Origin of the sequence: Parabacteroides massiliensis (genome assembly GCF_900155425.1) — a bacterium.
Classification (GTDB): domain Bacteria; phylum Bacteroidota; class Bacteroidia; order Bacteroidales; family Tannerellaceae; genus Parabacteroides; species Parabacteroides massiliensis.
Genome location: NZ_LT700190.1, coordinates 558334 through 574770, shown reverse-complemented (window position 1 = coordinate 574770; position 16437 = coordinate 558334). Strand labels below are relative to the sequence as shown.

Sequence of the window (16437 nt, the reverse complement as noted above, 5' to 3'; positions counted from 1 at the left end):
AAACAGTTTTTTAAATCCTTAACACGCCTTTCTGCAATCCGAACTCACGCCAGCGACTGATCGGCCGGTTATCTACTGAAGAACCCGAAGTATTCTCTTCCAGATTCATCAGGTAATCCATATAAGCAGCGATCATGGCGATATTCTCCGATTCATGCTCATCTTCGGGATTAACCGGACACTGCAGTTCTTCGCTATGCTTTTCGATAAACGACGTATCGTAAGATCCATGTACAAAATCAGGTATATCCATAATCCGCCTGAGATAACTGATATTCGTCTTCAGGCCGGTAATCTTATATTCATGCAATACGCGTCGCATCCGTTCTATCGCATATTCGCGGTTGGTAGCCCATACGATCAGCTTACCGATCATCGGGTCGTAATAGACCGGAATTTCATACCCCTCGTAGACATAGCTGTCGATCCGCACTCCGATCCCGTTCGGTTCAGTCAGTTGACGAATAACTCCTGGTGATGGCATAAAATTATTGCCCGTATCTTCGGCACAAATACGGCATTCGATGGCATGTCCACGCTGCGCGACATCTTCCTGCCGGATATGCAACGGTTGGTTGTCAGCTATACGGAGTTGCTCCTTTACCAAATCGAGCCCCAACACCTCCTCGGTGATCGGATGCTCTACCTGTAAACGGGTATTCATTTCGAGAAAATAAAAATTACGATGTTTATCGACCAGAAATTCGATCGTCCCGGCACCGGTATAGTTGACCGCTTTGGCTGCCGCTACCGCCTTCTCTCCCATCTCCTTCCGTAGTTCTGACGTGATGAACGGAGACGGGCTCTCTTCGACAATTTTCTGGTTACGTCGCTGAACGGAACATTCACGTTCACAAAGATGGATCACATTCCCGTAATTGTCACCCAAAATCTGAAATTCGATATGATGCGGCTCTTCCACGAATTTTTCCAGATAAACCGTATCATCGCCAAAAGAGGAGAGCGACTCCGAGCGAGCAGCATTGTAAGCCTCTTCCACCTCTTCTTCCTTGTGGATCAAGCGCATTCCTTTCCCGCCACCTCCCATCGAGGCTTTCAGCATGACCGGAAAACCGATCTCCCGGCAGATCCGGCGTGCTTCTCCGGCATCCTGCAAAGGTTGCTGCGTGCCGGGGACAACCGGTACACCGGCAGCTATCATCCGCTTGCGAGCGGATATTTTATCCCCCATAGCCTCCATCGTTTCGGCAGACGGGCCGATAAAGATGATTCCTTCTTCTTTGCATCGGCGGGCAAAATCCGCATTCTCAGACAGGAAACCATATCCGGGATGGATCGCATCGGCCTTATGCTGTTTGGTTGCCCGGATAATCTTTTCGATATCCAGGTAACTATCTTTTGACGCAGCCGGTCCTATCAGAGCCGCTTCATCTGCATAGAGAACATGACGGGCCGTCCGGTCTGCTTCCGAAAAAACAGCCACTGACCGTATTCCCATTTCGCGACAGGAGCGCATAACTCTCACAGCTATTTCGCCCCGATTCGCAATCAGAACTTTTCTTATCATATTTATTGTATTTACATTTTGCGCCCATAACCTAACCCACGAGGATATGAACCTTTAATTGAACGGCAGGTCTTCTGACTGACTCCCATCCTGAAGCCTTCCCGACTTATTATAACAAGCCAGTGGCAAAAGTAGTTCCAAGATGTTAAAACAGAGCTTCACAGCAGCGGGACTGTCCGGGATTTACACCCGATTCCCTTTTAATCCGCATTCCCGAACGGGAAATGCGAAACCTATTCGCTGGCAAATGTAACCTTTTTTCTTAATATATCCCGTTCCGAAAGAAATATTTTGTTTTCCCTCCAAAAAACAATTAATTAATGTTGTTTATTTTTTCAAACGAACAATTTACATACTTTTGCAATGGATTAAGGTGAACCGCCAGTGGAACAAGTGGCTTTTTCCAAATGGGGTTGCAAAACTTTTCAAATTACATATTATATTTATGTCTGCTATTCAATTCCTTCGTTGCAATAAATCAGCAGGATGGAAAGCCGGATTGGCACTTTTGTTGATACTCGGCTCATATGCTTTCTATAGTTTCCTGCTTTCGCCTACCCGTATCGCACTGGTGAACTTTCCGTCATATAAGGTATCCAATATCGTCTTGTCAACCGACAGCCGTCTGATACAAGTCGACGAAGTGACTGCCGAACAAGCATCGTCACTGAAAAATTATGACGCGATTCTTTTGTTCGGTCCGGGATTACGCCTGACAAACGAACAAATAAACAATATAGAAAAAGCAGGAAAGAAAGGAACTACCGTCTACACGTTCGGGTTCACATCCGGGCTAATCGCCAACCAGCATGTAGACAGCCTGCAACAAAAACAACTCGACACCTATTACAACAACCGCAGCAAGTCGAATTTCCGCAATATGCTATACTATATACGTAGCACATTCGATAAACATAAACTGTTCAAACCGGAAGTAAATGCCCCCCAGATCATTCCTTCCAATATTTTCTTCTATCTGGAAGACGGGGTATTTTACCAGACAGCAGATGAACTGACCGAATATCTACACACAAAAAACATATACAAAGAAGGAGCTCCCCGTATTGCTTTTGTCTCCGGCACGACCTCGCCTCTGGAGGGGAATCGCAGATATTTAGACAGCATGATCGTTCATTTATCAGCTGCCGGATTCAATGTTTATCCCCTCTCCTCTGCTACCAAACGACAAGAAATGATGGAAAGCGTACACCCTGATGCCGTCGTCTATTTGCCGATGGGACGGCTGGGAGGGGACAAGGCCGTTAAATGGCTGACCGAGAACAATATTCCACTATTCTGTCCGCTTACCATCATGCAAAGCAAGGAAGAATGGGAGGATGAAAGCAACAACAAAGGGGTTACGGGCGGTTATCTGGCTGCCCGCATCGTGTTGCCGGAGATAGACGGCTCCATCGACCCGTTGGTTATCTCCACACAAAACAAACATGAAAATGGCTATTTCATATTTGACGGGGAAACGGAACGGCTTGAGAACTTCGCACAAAATGTAAAAAACTACATGCAATTGCGAAAGATACCGAATAAAGATAAACGCATTGCTATCTGCTATTTCAAAGGGGCCGGACAAAGCGCTCTCGTTGCCGCCGGCCTGGAAGTGGCCCCCTCTTTATACGAGCTGTTGAAACGGCTGAGACAGGAAGGCTATTCGGTTACCGGCCTGCCGGATACGTTCGAAGCCTTCAACCGGCTGCTGCAACAACAGGCTCCGGTACTGGGCGCTTATGCCAAAGGCGCACAAGCCGACTTCATGCAAAACGGCAATCCTGTATGGATACCTAAATCCGATTACGAAAAATGGGCCGGAGAAGTAATCATGCCAAGCAAATACCAAGAAGTGGTCGATAAATACGGAGAGGCACCGGGTAATTATCTGAGTGAGGAACATGAGGGAGAACCTTCGATCGCCATCGCCTGCCTTCGCTTCGGCAATGTTGCCTTGTTCCCACAACCGCACGCAGCCGAGGGAGACAATGAATTCCAAATTGTACATGGAGCAAGCGTAGCGCCGCCTCACGCCTATATCGCCCCTTATCTATGGGTCCAAAAAGGGTTTAAAGCGGATGCTCTGATCCATTTCGGTACACACGGCAGTCTGGAATTTACACCTGGCAAACAGGTCGGATTGTCCAAAAAAGATTGGCCGGACTGTTTGATCGGCAGCCTTCCGCATTTCTACTACTATAGTATCGGGAATGTCGGCGAAGGGATCATAGCCAAACGGCGTACGCATGCAGCCCTGATCTCTTACCTGACGCCTCCTTTCATGGAAAGTCGGACACGTGGCCAATTCTCCGACTTGTTTAAAGAAATAGACAGCTGGCACAACGCACCGGAAGAACGGCAACCTGAACTTTCCAAAAAGATAAAAACAATCGCTCTCAATATGGGATTACATCGGGATTTGCAATTAGACAGCATCTCGAACCAGCCATTCACCGCTGAAGAAATCGAACGCATTGAGAACTATGCAGAAGAGATAGCCAACGAGAAAATGACCGGGCGACTTTATACCTCGGGACAATCATTCAGCCCGGAAGAGATCGAGTCGACCGTCATTGCCATGTGCGCAGATCCGATCGCCTACAGCCAGGCGCGTCTTGACGAGTCAAACAAAAAGATCACCCGAGAACAATTGGAGAGTAATGCTTTCATCTCCCGCCACTATCTGGCGCCGGTCAAGGAAAAGTTACATCGGCTGCTCACCTCGCCACAAGCAAACACAGACCATCTGCGACAAGAGATCGCATTCCTCAGCCGTGCCGGCCTTATGAAGGATCCTGCAGAAAGTTACGAAAATGTCCTGAACTATCGGAATCTCCTGGCTGCTTCTCCCAAAATGGAACAGCAAGCGATCCTTCATGCCTTGAATGGCGGTTATATCGCACCAACCCCTGGCGGAGATGTCGTTCTGGCTCCTAATACGTTGCCAACCGGACGTAACATGTATTCCATCAATGCAGAAGCGACCCCGAGCACACGTGCCTGGGATAATGGGAAAAACTTGGTGGAAATGACACTCCGGCAATATTTTGCCAAACATAACGCCTATCCGCGCAAAGTCAGCTATACTTTCTGGGCAGGTGAATTTATCGAAACAGAAGGAGCCACTTTCGCTCAAGCTCTCTATATGTTGGGAGTCGAGCCGGTGCGCGATGGCATGGGACGTGTCGTCGATCTACGCCTGATTCCTTCCAAAGAACTCGGACGGCCACGAATAGATATTGTCGTACAAACGTCCGGACAACTGCGCGACCTTGCCGCCTCACGTCTTGCTATGCTGACAAATGCGATCAAACTGGCTACCCAATCAGAAAATGACGAATTCGGCAATTATGTTGCCGAAGGGACAGTCGAATCGGAAAAATTATTGGTTGAAAAAGGTTTATCGCCTAAAGAAGCACGTGAACTATCTACCATGCGCATTTTTGGAGGAGTGAACGGTAGTTATGGCACCGGTATCATGGGGTTGGTGGAAAAAGGAGACGCCTGGGACAGTGAAAAACAAATTGCCGAAACCTATCTCAATAATATGGGAGCCATTTATGGTGACCCCGACAAGTGGGGGTCAATGGTGAAAGATCTCTTCGAAATAACTCTCCAACGAACGGATATTGTCATACAACCTCGACAAAGCAATACCTGGGGAGCTTTGAGCCTCGATCATATGTATGAATTTATGGGAGGTTTGACTCTTTCTGTCCGTAACGTTACGGGGAAAGAACCGGAAGCCTATCTTTCTGATTACCGGAACCGCCACAAAATACGGATGCAGAATCTAAAAGAGGCGATCGGCGTAGAAAGTCGTACGACACTGTTGAACCCGGAATATATAAAGGAGAAGATGAAAGGCGGTGCCACTTCAGCCGGGACATTCGCCAAAACACTCCGAAACACATACGGCTGGAACATCATGAAGCCTACAACAATCGACAAGGAACTGTGGGACGACCTTTACAAAGTTTACGTGAAAGACGAACTGCATCTGGGTATTCATTCTTTTTTCAAGAAGGAAAATCCGGCCGCCCTGCAGGAAATGACAGCCGTCATGCTTGAGACAGCACGCAAAGGGTACTGGAAAGCCACGAACGAACAGTTGAAAGACCTCGCGGCTTTACATATCGAACTGATCAAAGAGTTTCGTCCGGCTTGCTCCGGCTTTGTCTGTGACAATGGCAAACTGGAAGACTTTATCGCCGGTCATGCTGACGCACAGGCAACTGAGACGTATCGCCGTCAGATCAACACTGTGAAAGAGGCGCCGGTAGAGACAGGCAAATCTGTCGTTCTGAAAAAAGACCGCCTGGACCAAACACCGGAACAAGAGCAGAATGACCTCAATGGCTTTGTCGTGGCAGTCGCCGTTGTGGCTATTTTCTGTGGTATCGTATTGTTTATGAAGCGAAAAAAACGATAATCATGGAATATATTGCCGGTATATTGTTAGGATTCATCACACTAAGTTTTCTGCTGAAAATCGGATTTTATCCCTCATTCCGACAAATCGCATTGGCAGCAACAGCCTGTGCCGGATTCGTACTGCTGATCTGGAATCAGGCTGCTGAACAGTCTCGCACACAAATTGCTGACTTTCTCGCTTCTCCGAAACAGATGCAGGATGCAGCCGTATGGATCACCCTCGAGGCGATGATCATGATCGCCTTTTGCTTCGACAGTTTTGCCGGTTACCGCCACCATGACAATTTGTTCAAACGAAGTATTTCCTGTTTCTTGAATGTTTATCCGGGATTGTTGATCGGGGTCGTGCTGGGATATGCGCTTACACAAACGATCTTTGCTTTTCCGGGAACCGATTTCAGAATCGTCGCAGGCTGGTTTGCAGCCTCGGCCGGAACGGGAATCGCCTTGACCGCATGGCTTTTCCGAAAATATCTGGGCGACAAGGGTCTCAGGCTGGAATTGCTATTTACAACAAACCTGTTTATCCTGCTTATGGGTATTATAGCAACAGAAAACGGACAAACCTGTTATCAAAGTGTTTCCAATGTCGACTGGAAAACAACGGTTACCACACTTATTGTGTTTATTGCCGGCGCAGGCTTGGGACTTATATGGAAACTTATTCATAAAACAAAATTATGACATCGATATCAAATGCATTATTCTGGATTTCCAACGGATTGTTGGTACCCGTAGTCGTTCTTTTACTCTTCTTTTTCCTTCGTGCAGTCTTAATGATCGGAGGTTTCTTCGGTGAATTCTGGCAAAAGGCCAAGTTGCAACAACAGATGAATGATATACTGGAAAAACTGACTCCGGAAAATACCGAAGAGTTTTACAAGCAATTACCCGCGGATAAAAATATTCCGATCCTCCACTGCCTGCACAAACTCTATGACCACAGAGAGAACGATGCTTACTGCGAACGCTTGCTTGCCAATTACGAAGTCGACGCAGAAAAGGATTTGGGACGTTCCCGCTCTTTTGTCAAATTAGGTCCGATGCTTGGGCTGATGGGGACACTGATCCCGATGGGACCGGCTCTTGTCGGTCTTTCAACCGGAGACATTGCCTCTATGGCCTACAACATGCAAGTGGCTTTCGCCACGACTGTCGTCGGCATGGTGATAGCAGCAATCGGGGTTATCACGTTGCAAGTGAAACAACGCTGGTATGCCCGCGACATGAATGACCTGGAGTATATCTATAAAAACCTGCGCCATGAAAAGGAATAAATTGCTCCACAACGAGACGGATACAGATCCGATGGGTGTCGTTGCCAACCTTTTCGATGTGGCGATGGTTTTTGCTGTCGCTTTGATGGTGGCTCTTGTCACTCGTTTCAACATGACGGAACTCTTCTCCAAAGAGGATTTTTCCCTTGTCAAAAATCCGGGCAAAGAGAACATGGAAATTATCACGAAAGAAGGCGAGACCATCCATCGGTACACGCCTTCTGAACAACAGGAGAAATCCGGCAAGAAAGGGCGCAAAGTCGGAATCGCCTATGAACTGGAAAACGGTGAAATCATCTATGTCCCGGAATAGCCTTTTATCCGACAATCCATTTACCGCCCGGTATGAGTGAAATAATCTTGGTCGCCACAAAACAGCTAACGAATGTACATGCCGCAATGACGGGTATGGCTGCAACTGTAGGCAACGGCAAGACGGATTTGAACACCGTAACCCACAGGCCGAGCCAAAAGATATGCATCAAATACATCCCGTAGCTGAGTTTGGAGAGTTCCAACACGAAACGCGGAGTTTCGGAAAGTTCAATGCAACTGAACATCAGGAAGGTGCCCGCCGTGAGAAGCACGCAGTTGATGGTGCAGAAAGCCCATCCTATCTCCAGTACGGGTGTCGGAAGGATTTCTCCGGGTATGGCCTGGACATAGAACGAATAGATGGTCAAAGCTGCTCCGAGGACCATCGAAGCGGTTCCGACGATGAAACGTGTGGAGCGGTTCCAGGTCAGATGGACATGTATGTAATGTGCAAGCACGAGATAACCCAAGTAACCGGAAAAGTACCACAGCATATGGTATTCGTTCCAGAAACACTGTCCCCACACTTCTCCGAACCAACGGTTCAAGTACGGCATACAGGTCGACAACAGGAACAAACCGATGAAGAAACGTTCTTCTTTGGCCGTCGCCTTACTCAACCAGGGCGAGACGATAGGGATGAACAAGTAAATGCTGATCAAAGGATACATGAACCACAAGTGCCCCGCCAGCGTCGGGAAATTCAGAAATATCCGCGACAGGTCTTTGACCGAGGTCGCCCCATCGATCTGCCCCCACAACATCGGCAGGGTACTGTAGAGTATCATGAATATGAAAAAAGGCGGCAGGATGCGGATACAACGCCGGCGGTAGAATTGCCACATGGACTGTCCCTCCTTCATCGGCGCAAGGAGAAAGGCAGAGACGATTATAAACAACGGAACGGCCATACGCGAAAATCCATCGTACATAGACACCCACAGCCGGTCTGACTCATTTGCCAGAAAGGCTTGCGGCCCTACCATGTCTGTCGAACCGGGGGCACCGTAAAAATTCTCACTGGCATGGACGACCATGACAAGGAAACACGCAAATACGCGCACATAATCCAAAAAAACTATACGTTTCATTTTTTTGCTTGATTACTATGATTAATAAGAGATTTAATTCTTTGAGGCGAAGCATGTGCTTAATAAATGCCAAAGATAGGGAAAAAGCCGGGAATCCCCTCAAAAAGGTATGAGTAGCTTGTAAAATACATCTTTGTAGGTATTGTACGGTGAAGCGGAATGATGGATATTTGCCCTCGTTATCAATTAAAAACAAATTAAGAATGAAGACTATAGGAATCTTTTACGGTTCGTCGAACGGGACAACCGAAGGTGTTGCAAAACAGATTGCAGAAAAATTGGGCGTCAAATCATCGGATATTCATGATGTCAGCCAGGCCTCTCCTGCCGATTTCGCTCCTTATGAAGTGTTGTTGTTGGGTAGTTCCACCTGGGGAGCAGGCGATCTCCAGGACGACTGGTATGATTTTCTCCCGAAAATCAAGAAATTAGATTTATCCGGCAAGCTGGTCGGACTGTTCGGTTGTGGCGATTCTTCTTCTTTCAGCGATACTTTCTGCGACGCGATCGGGACAATCTACAACGACCTGAAAGCCTCCGGTTGCAAATTCGTCGGCAGCATGGATGCCTCCGGCTACACCTACGACGATTCGACCGCTGTCATCGATGGCAAATTCGTCGGTCTCGCACTTGATGAAATGAACGAAGACGACCAGACCCCGGCACGTATAGATGCCTGGATCGAAAGCTTGAAAAACGACGGAGTGGAATAACATATCCACCTATAAACCAATCAATCCGATTTTATAGCAATAAAAAGGGCCTCTCTCACAAGAGGCCCTTTTCCGATTTTAGTTCCGTTATCTATGCAAATTAGCAATTATGATTAAATCTGATTATTTTATTCTTTTATATCCGTAAACTGCCAGATCGCCCAGTTCCTCTTCGATACGAAGCAACTGGTTGTACTTGGCCATACGATCTGAACGGCTCAAAGAACCTGTCTTGATCTGCCCGCTGTTGGTAGCGACGGCGATATCGGCAATCGTAGCATCTTCCGTTTCGCCGGAGCGGTGGGAAGTGACGGTCGTATAGCCGTGGCGATGTGCCATTTCGATTGCATCGAGTGTTTCTGTCAGCGATCCGATCTGGTTCACCTTGATCAGGATGGAGTTGGCACAACCTTCCTGAATTCCTTTGGAGAGGAAGTCCACATTTGTAACGAACAGGTCGTCGCCCACCAACTGGCAGCGGTTACCGATCCGTTCTGTCAACTTCTTCCAGCCTTCCCAGTCATTTTCGCTCATACCGTCTTCGATAGAGTCGATCGGATATTCGTCGATCAGTTTTTCCAGATAGGCAATCTGTTCGTCTGCCGTACGTTTAACGCCTTTCGCACCTTCAAACTTAGTATAGTCGTAGACACCGTTCACATAAAATTCAGAAGAAGCACAGTCCATACCGATCTTCACATCCTGTCCGGGTACATAGCCGGCTGCTTTGATGGCAGCGATGATCGAGTTCAGAGCATCTTCCGTCCCTTCCAGGTTCGGCGCAAAACCGCCCTCATCACCTACAGCCGTGCTCAGGCCACGGTCTTTCAACACTTTTTTCAACGCATGGAACACTTCCGCCCCCATCCGCAGACCTTCTTTGAAAGAAGAAGCGCCAACCGGACGAATCATGAATTCCTGGAAAGCGATCGGAGCATCGCTGTGAGAACCTCCATTGATGATATTCATCATCGGCACAGGCATTACATAGGTGTTTGTCCCTCCGATATAACGGTACAACGGGATGTCCAGATAATTGGCTGCCGCCTTTGCCACTGCAAGAGAAACACCCAAGATCGCGTTGGCTCCTAAGTTGGATTTGGTTTTTGTTCCATCGAGTTTCAACATTGCATGGTCGATAGCCCGCTGGTTCAAAGCCGACATTCCCACTAAGGCCGGGGCAATCGTTTTATTGACGTTTTCAACCGCTTTTTGCACGCCTTTACCGCCATAACGGTTCTTATCGCCGTCACGCAATTCCAGCGCCTCATGTTCTCCGGTCGAAGCTCCCGACGGAACGGAAGCACGCCCCATTACACCTGATTCCAACCAAACATCTACTTCAACGGTAGGATTTCCTCTCGAATCGAGGATTTCACGTCCTGTAATCTTTTCTATTCTCATTTGTTTGCTATTTTAAAGTGAGGCAAAGATAGAGGACGAAAAAGGAATATAAAATCACCATAAATGACTATTTAGCAGGCCGAAAATACCTACTAATAGGTAACTTCATATTCCTTTCTTTACTGCAAGCAGAGCGGTGGTCAGCCTTTCAGCTTCGACAAAAATTTCGTTCTGTCGACGATATAGCGGATATGCGTCCCTTCGCCGATCACATCCGCCGAATCTCTGGCGACCAGCGAAAAGGTCAACTTCCGCCCGTCCACCTCGACCAGTGTCGCTTCCGCACTCACCTCCTCGCCTTCACCGGAAGGACGGACATGCGTCATGTCCATTTTAGCCCCTACGGTGGTCGAACCTTCGGGGAGTCCAGCCGCAACAGCGAGCATCGCCGCGTTTTCCATCAATGCCACCAAAGCCGGCGTTGCCAACACGGGCAGGTCTCCCGACCCCATCGCCGATGCGAAATTTTCCGGCTGTACGACAGTCCGGCTGGTATGTTTCAATCCTTTTTCCAACATAGTCACTTCTTTTTAATGGTTCTACATTCTATTGCTTTTTCACGGATTCTGACGAAATCCGCCGCCAAAAATAATGATTTTGTTTTTCAATCCGCCTTTTGTACGGACAGACTTTTTTCTTACCTTTGCCACAGTTTTGGTTTCGCGGCTCCCAATTGCTACGGGAGTGCGATAAAAAGGGAATCAGGTGCGAATCCTGAACAGACCCGCTGCTGTAAGTTCCTCCCCAAATCTTTGAATACATCGCAAGCCACTGTCCGTCACCGGATGGGAAGGCATTCAAAGACGGAACAAGTCAGAAGACCTGCCAAAAACAAACACAGTTTTAATGCTTTCGGGAAACAAAGCGGTAAAACATCGAGTCTGGTCATTCTTTATCCCCTTTTACATAAAGAAATCATTTCTCCTTGTGCGCATTTCCATAAGCAAGTCATGAATCGCTATATCAAGGATTAAAATGAAAGTCTTTGTACATGTTTTTCTTTTGTTTGTCTGCCTGTCACAATTGAGCCTGACGGCACAAAACACAATTACGCTCAAAGGGAAAGTCACCGACCAGCAAAATATGCCCCTGTCGCTGGTAACGATCGCCATCGAAAATACGACCTCCGGCACTTATACGGATGACAACGGGTATTACTCCCTGAAAGTATCTCCCGGCAAACATACGTTTGTCGTCTCCTCCCTGGGATATCAAACAATCAAAACAACACTCGACCTCCAACGCGACAAAACCCTCGATTTCAAACTGGAAGAGAGTGCCGTAAACCTGAACTCGGTGGAGGTGTACGGAAAAACACAATCGCAGCAGGCCAGAGAAAGCGCTCTTTCGGTCAATGCGCTCGATGTCAAGCCTGTCATTAATTCGCTTAACAACCTGAATGAATTAGTGAATCGGACAAGCGGTGTCAAAGTACGCGAAGAAGGAGGCGTAGGTTCCGATTTCGACTTGTCGATCAACGGGCTGTCAGGTAATTCCGTCCGCTATTTCATCGACGGCGTTCCTTTGGACAGCAAGGGAAGCAATGTGACGCTTGCCAATCTGCCTGTCAACCTGATCGACCGGGTGGAGATATATAAAGGCGTAGTACCGGCCTCATTAGGTACGGACGCATTAGGCGGTGCCGTCAATATTATCACTCAGCCGAAAAAGAAAAACTTCGTAGACGCTTCCTACAGTATCGGTTCGTTCCACACACACCGTGCCGACCTGAACGCACAGTTTGTGGAACGCCACACAGGACTGATCGTACGTCCTACCATCGGCATCAACTATTCGAAAAACGACTACCGGATGAAAGACGTGCAGATGCGCAACGAGACTGGCGACCAATTTATCTACGGCAATCCCAAACGTTTCCATGACGGCTATTTTTCACTTTTGACACAGATAGAAGCCGGAATCACCGGCAAGCGCTGGGCTGACGAATTTTTCGTCTCCGCCTCCTACTCAAAAACGGACAAGGAATTGCAGACCGGTTCCGTACAGACCAAAGTCTATGGTATGGCCGAACGCAATTCGGATGCATGGAACGTTTCGGCACGTTATAACAAACAGAACTTCATAACCGAAGGCTTGACACTGAAAGCGACTTTGTCGCACACATGGGACCATTCCATTACGATCGATACGGCCTATCGGAAATATTATTGGGACGGAGGCTACATCGTGAGCCAACGCAACGAAATCAGAGGCAATGAGCCTTCCATACGCCACTATAAACGTCCTCTGACCATCGCACGGGCCAATTTGGATTACCGCCTGGGCGAACATCACGGCCTTAACCTGAATTATCATATGAACCGGACGGGAAACGACCGCTATGATGATTTGGACCAGAGCTTCGAACCATCAAATGACGCCGTGACCAAACATATTATCGGGTTGACCTACAGCCAATCGTTTTTTGACGGAAAGATGCAGAATGTATTCTTTGCCAAAGATTATGTGAACCATCCGAATATCCGGCAGACCGACCAGTCTTCTGTAACGGGATCGGACAAGGTGAAGGGTTCCACCACCAAAAACTATTTCGGCTACGGGACCGGACTGCGCTACATGTTCTTCGAACCGTTGGCGGTAAAGATTTCCTATGAACACAGTGTGCGCCTTCCTATCGCCCGCGAACTGTTGGGCAACGGAACCACCATCTATGCAAATGTGGCACTGGAACCGGAAAAGAGTAACAATGTCAATTTCGCCCTGTTCGGCACATGGCATCCTGCAGGCAGACATACCATTTATTACGAGGCAAACGGATTCCTGCGCTACGTGGACAATTACATACAGACTTCCGTTATTGAAAAAGAAGGTATGATGCAGTATGTCAACGACCCTGCCGTCCATATCAAAGGAGTGGAAGGAGAAGTTCGCTATGATTGGGACGGCCGTTTGCAACTCATGGCCAATGTCAGTTACCAGGATGCCCGCGACCAGCAAAAATACAAAGAGGACGGCAAACCTTCCGCCACATACGAAAACCACGTGCCCAATCGTCCCTGGCTGTTCGGCAGCGCAGAGGTGAGCTATACGTTCCGCAACCTTCTGCAGCAGGACAACAAACTGCGTTTAGGTTGTACGTTCCAATGGGTACATTGGTATTTCCTGACATGGGAAGCCTACGGCAACCGCGATACCAAAGCCCGTATTCCCTCGCAGCATATCTGTAATGCCAATATCACCTATTCTTGGAAGCAAGACCGTTATAACATCGCATTGGAATGTTCGAATTTCCTCGATGAAACAGCTTATGACAACTACAAGCTGCAAAAACCCGGACGCGCTTTCTTCGCAAAGTTCAGAGTCTTTATCAATTAACACTCATATTAAAAACAAAAGAGTATGAAAAAGTTCAAATTCACATTGCTAACCTTCATCACAGCCCTGATCTCACTTGGTTTTACGGCTTGTTCTGATGATGATGATCTAAAAGACGTTTCCGTGACCGGTGTCACAATCACTCCGTCCACATTAACCTTGAAAACGGGAACCACCGGGACACTGACCGCGACTGTTGTCCCTGAAAATGCTACTGTAACGACTGTTTCCTGGAACAGTTCGGACACAAATGTCGCAACAGTAGAAAAAGGCGTTGTAACAGCTGTTTCCGAAGGATCGACCACGATCACGGTAATAACGGACGACGGCGGATTCACGGCCACTTGCGAAGTAACCGTAACCCGTGATGCGCCGGCTTTCGACGAAAGCAAATATCACTTCGACCTTTTCCTGACCGTAGGAAAACATGGCGGCATGAGCAGCAAGAACACGACTGTTGTCAACAACGTCGACAAACTGACGGCCGACATGGGGACTATCACTATCAAAGGGGAAGGAACCGAATTAGGAGATTATTCCATGGAAAGCATCTCGAAGGGGAAATATTATTACCAGATTCCTTCAAGCAGCGACCGTTTCGTGAAATATCAGATCAAAGACAGCAAGGTGATAGAAAAAGCTTCATCACCCTTTAAGACAAATACCTACAAAGTGCGTTCCTACACCCATGCTTGGACTGACGACAACACGCTCGTCATCATGGCTGCCAGCGGCGATGCAAGTAAGATTATCTGGAGCAAGCTGAATGCCGACGATATGTCGATTATTGAAGAAGGCACCCTGGATATCCCGCTGCCGGAATCAGAAATAAAAGGAGAAGAGACGAAGAAATTCTCTACATCAGGTATCCTCACCTACAATGAAAAGGCCGGCAAATTATACTATTTCTATTACGGGAAAAACGGCGTATCCGGAAGAGGTGGCAAAACAACTACCAAATTTTACACGGCAGTCCTCGATCCATCCAGCTTGGCCGTGGAAAGCAATAAGCGCAACTCGCTTGCCGATGAAATGGCAGGAAGCGCATACGGAGAATTGATGCAAGACTGCGTAACATACGATGAAGCCGGCAACCTCTATCTGGCCGCAGCCGTTGTCAAAGACAATATAGAAGAAGGACACCTGTTGCGCATCAAGAACGGGGAAACGGATTTCGATCCCGATTACGAAGGCTATCCGAATGCAGACGGCAAACTACTCACTATCCAAAACATGGGTAACGGCAAGGCACTTGCTTATGCACGTAACGATGCTGCCGGTACGGCAATCGACAATTACAGCCACTATTACTCCATCATCGATCTTGCCACAGGCGAAAGGACACGTCTGAGCTACGATGGCAAAGAACTCGCTTACAGCGGAGGCCGCTTCTCGCAGCGTTCCGTTGTCTTCAACGAGAAAGCCTACATCGGCGTGAACACCGAAGCTGATGCCAATGCCATCATCTACATCTACGACACAAAGACCGGAACTATAGAGAAAGGTGCTGAAGTAGCCGGTGAATTCTACTTCGACATGATACGTGTGATAGAAAACGATTAATTCCGGCCCGTCGGGATCAATCGTTTCCAACAAGAAAGGGAGTGCGTCAAAAACACTCCCTTTCCTTTTTTATACAGGTAGAACGTTTGTAAGAAAAAGCTCTCTATTTTTGTCCGAAATTGACAATATCCCCTCAAAAACAGCCGTATCCGAGAAACAGCTGATTGTTAGTAAGATAAAGAAAATACAGTTTGTTAAAAAATATTACCCTTAGGGGTAATTTGAATTATATGGGGTATAAAATCAAATTTTATGCGGTAGTAGTTTCGATTTGAACCAATGGGTATTAAGGCAAACTGTACAATAAGGGTTGAAATGGCAATAAGGGGGAAGGAAGCTTGACAAAGCGGTCCGGTAAAGAAATCTTCCGCCACTCCTACCTAAAAATAGGTAGGAAACTCTTTTATTATACCTACAACTCGGTATTTACAGGACTTTGCAGATATCAGAACTTTGTATTTTGAATTCTAACGTTGAAATAATAAATTACAAAAATGGATCTGTCCGACCAGAAGGTACATGCAGAAACAATGCCTGACAAACAAACCGACAAAGTATTGATGCCGGAAAACCTTTCTACCCTGACTCTTATGCTGATCAGCCTCTTTTGGATAGCTGTCATATTTATCCCGATCGTTCTGATTAGAAGAAGAGTCGTCAAAAAAGATTGGAGAAGAAGATAACAGGATTAATGTGAACAAAACCGGTTCCGGGCAGTTATTATTACCATTTTATCGATATTACTTCTTTGTTTTCGATTTATTCCCTATTTT

12 protein-coding genes and 2 riboswitches are annotated in these 16437 nt (G+C 47.3%); of the genes, 8 read left to right on the top strand and 4 right to left on the bottom strand.

Features of this window, described 5'->3' with window-relative positions; translation table 11 throughout:
• Positions 1-10: 10 nt before the first annotated feature.
• Complete coding sequence (gene accC, locus BQ9893_RS09805) at positions 11-1528, bottom strand: acetyl-CoA carboxylase biotin carboxylase subunit (RefSeq protein ID WP_075965860.1); 1518 nt, start codon at positions 1526-1528, stop codon at positions 11-13.
• Positions 1529-1575: 47 nt separating this feature from the next.
• Positions 1576-1780, bottom strand: a riboswitch (cobalamin riboswitch).
• Between the two features lie 193 nt (positions 1781-1973).
• On the opposite strand from accC, the gene BQ9893_RS09800 reads away from it, so the two are divergent.
• From BQ9893_RS09800 to BQ9893_RS09785, 4 genes are read left to right on the top strand one after another with little or no spacing between them, the layout of a single operon-like run.
• Complete coding sequence (locus tag BQ9893_RS09800; RefSeq protein WP_075965859.1) at positions 1974-5963, top strand: cobaltochelatase subunit CobN; 3990 nt, start codon at positions 1974-1976, stop codon at positions 5961-5963.
• A 2-nt stretch (positions 5964-5965) separates the two neighbouring features.
• Positions 5966-6649 (top strand): hypothetical protein, encoded by a 684-nt coding sequence (locus BQ9893_RS09795; protein ID WP_075965858.1) that lies wholly within the window; start codon positions 5966-5968, stop codon positions 6647-6649.
• Positions 6646-7242, top strand: coding sequence for a MotA/TolQ/ExbB proton channel family protein (locus tag BQ9893_RS09790; RefSeq protein WP_075965857.1), 597 nt, complete (start codon positions 6646-6648; stop codon positions 7240-7242). Before BQ9893_RS09795 ends, BQ9893_RS09790 begins: the two co-directional genes overlap by 4 nt.
• Positions 7229-7555 (top strand): DUF2149 domain-containing protein, encoded by a 327-nt coding sequence (locus BQ9893_RS09785; RefSeq protein ID WP_075965856.1) that lies wholly within the window; start codon positions 7229-7231, stop codon positions 7553-7555. The genes BQ9893_RS09790 and BQ9893_RS09785 overlap by 14 nt, the downstream gene beginning before the upstream one ends.
• 4 nt (positions 7556-7559) lie before the next feature.
• On the opposite strand, the gene BQ9893_RS09780 is transcribed toward BQ9893_RS09785, so the two are convergent.
• Entirely contained in the window at positions 7560-8648 is a 1089-nt protein-coding gene (locus BQ9893_RS09780; protein WP_075965855.1) for an acyltransferase, read from the bottom strand.
• Positions 8649-8851: 203 nt separating this feature from the next.
• On the opposite strand from BQ9893_RS09780, the gene fldA reads away from it, so the two are divergent.
• Entirely contained in the window at positions 8852-9361 is a 510-nt protein-coding gene (gene fldA / locus BQ9893_RS09775; RefSeq protein ID WP_075965854.1) for a flavodoxin FldA, read from the top strand.
• A 123-nt stretch (positions 9362-9484) separates the two neighbouring features.
• Here fldA and eno read toward each other — a convergent pair whose 3' ends face one another.
• Together eno and BQ9893_RS09765 are read right to left on the bottom strand one after the other, a co-directional pair.
• A complete protein-coding gene (gene eno, locus BQ9893_RS09770) occupies positions 9485-10765 on the bottom strand; it encodes a phosphopyruvate hydratase (RefSeq protein WP_075965853.1) in 1281 nt (426 codons plus the stop codon).
• A 140-nt stretch (positions 10766-10905) separates the two neighbouring features.
• Positions 10906-11283: a thioesterase family protein gene (locus BQ9893_RS09765; RefSeq protein ID WP_075965852.1), complete on the bottom strand. Its 378-nt coding sequence runs from the start codon at positions 11281-11283 to the stop codon at positions 10906-10908.
• 120 nt (positions 11284-11403) lie between these two features.
• Positions 11404-11609: riboswitch (cobalamin riboswitch) on the top strand.
• A gap of 131 nt (positions 11610-11740) precedes the next feature.
• Between BQ9893_RS09765 and BQ9893_RS09760 the strand changes: the two genes are divergently transcribed.
• The 3 genes from BQ9893_RS09760 (at position 11741) to BQ9893_RS09750 (ending at position 16347) form a co-directional block, all read left to right on the top strand.
• Positions 11741-14101, top strand: coding sequence for a TonB-dependent receptor (locus BQ9893_RS09760; protein WP_075965851.1), 2361 nt, complete (start codon positions 11741-11743; stop codon positions 14099-14101).
• A gap of 24 nt (positions 14102-14125) precedes the next feature.
• The gene (locus BQ9893_RS09755) at positions 14126-15664 is read left to right on the top strand and encodes an Ig-like domain-containing protein (RefSeq protein WP_075965850.1); all 1539 of its coding nucleotides are present in this window, start codon (positions 14126-14128) and stop codon (positions 15662-15664) included.
• Between the two features lie 494 nt (positions 15665-16158).
• Positions 16159-16347, top strand: coding sequence for a hypothetical protein (locus tag BQ9893_RS09750; protein ID WP_075965849.1), 189 nt, complete (start codon positions 16159-16161; stop codon positions 16345-16347).
• The last annotated feature ends 90 nt before the right edge of the window (positions 16348-16437 follow it).

Bases quoted from the DNA above. Each gene is read 5' to 3' on its own strand.
- accC (WP_075965860.1), bottom strand. From the start codon at position 1,528: ATGATAAGAAAAGTTCTGATTGCGAATCGGGGCGAAATAGCTGTGAGA.
- BQ9893_RS09800 (WP_075965859.1), top strand. From the start codon at position 1,974: ATGTCTGCTATTCAATTCCTTCGTTGCAATAAATCAGCAGGATGGAAA.
- BQ9893_RS09795 (WP_075965858.1), top strand. From the start codon at position 5,966: ATGGAATATATTGCCGGTATATTGTTAGGATTCATCACACTAAGTTTT.
- BQ9893_RS09790 (WP_075965857.1), top strand. From the start codon at position 6,646: ATGACATCGATATCAAATGCATTATTCTGGATTTCCAACGGATTGTTG.
- BQ9893_RS09785 (WP_075965856.1), top strand. From the start codon at position 7,229: ATGAAAAGGAATAAATTGCTCCACAACGAGACGGATACAGATCCGATG.
- BQ9893_RS09780 (WP_075965855.1), bottom strand. From the start codon at position 8,648: ATGAAACGTATAGTTTTTTTGGATTATGTGCGCGTATTTGCGTGTTTC.
- fldA (WP_075965854.1), top strand. From the start codon at position 8,852: ATGAAGACTATAGGAATCTTTTACGGTTCGTCGAACGGGACAACCGAA.
- eno (WP_075965853.1), bottom strand. From the start codon at position 10,765: ATGAGAATAGAAAAGATTACAGGACGTGAAATCCTCGATTCGAGAGGA.
- BQ9893_RS09765 (WP_075965852.1), bottom strand. From the start codon at position 11,283: ATGTTGGAAAAAGGATTGAAACATACCAGCCGGACTGTCGTACAGCCG.
- BQ9893_RS09760 (WP_075965851.1), top strand. From the start codon at position 11,741: ATGAAAGTCTTTGTACATGTTTTTCTTTTGTTTGTCTGCCTGTCACAA.
- BQ9893_RS09755 (WP_075965850.1), top strand. From the start codon at position 14,126: ATGAAAAAGTTCAAATTCACATTGCTAACCTTCATCACAGCCCTGATC.
- BQ9893_RS09750 (WP_075965849.1), top strand. From the start codon at position 16,159: ATGGATCTGTCCGACCAGAAGGTACATGCAGAAACAATGCCTGACAAA.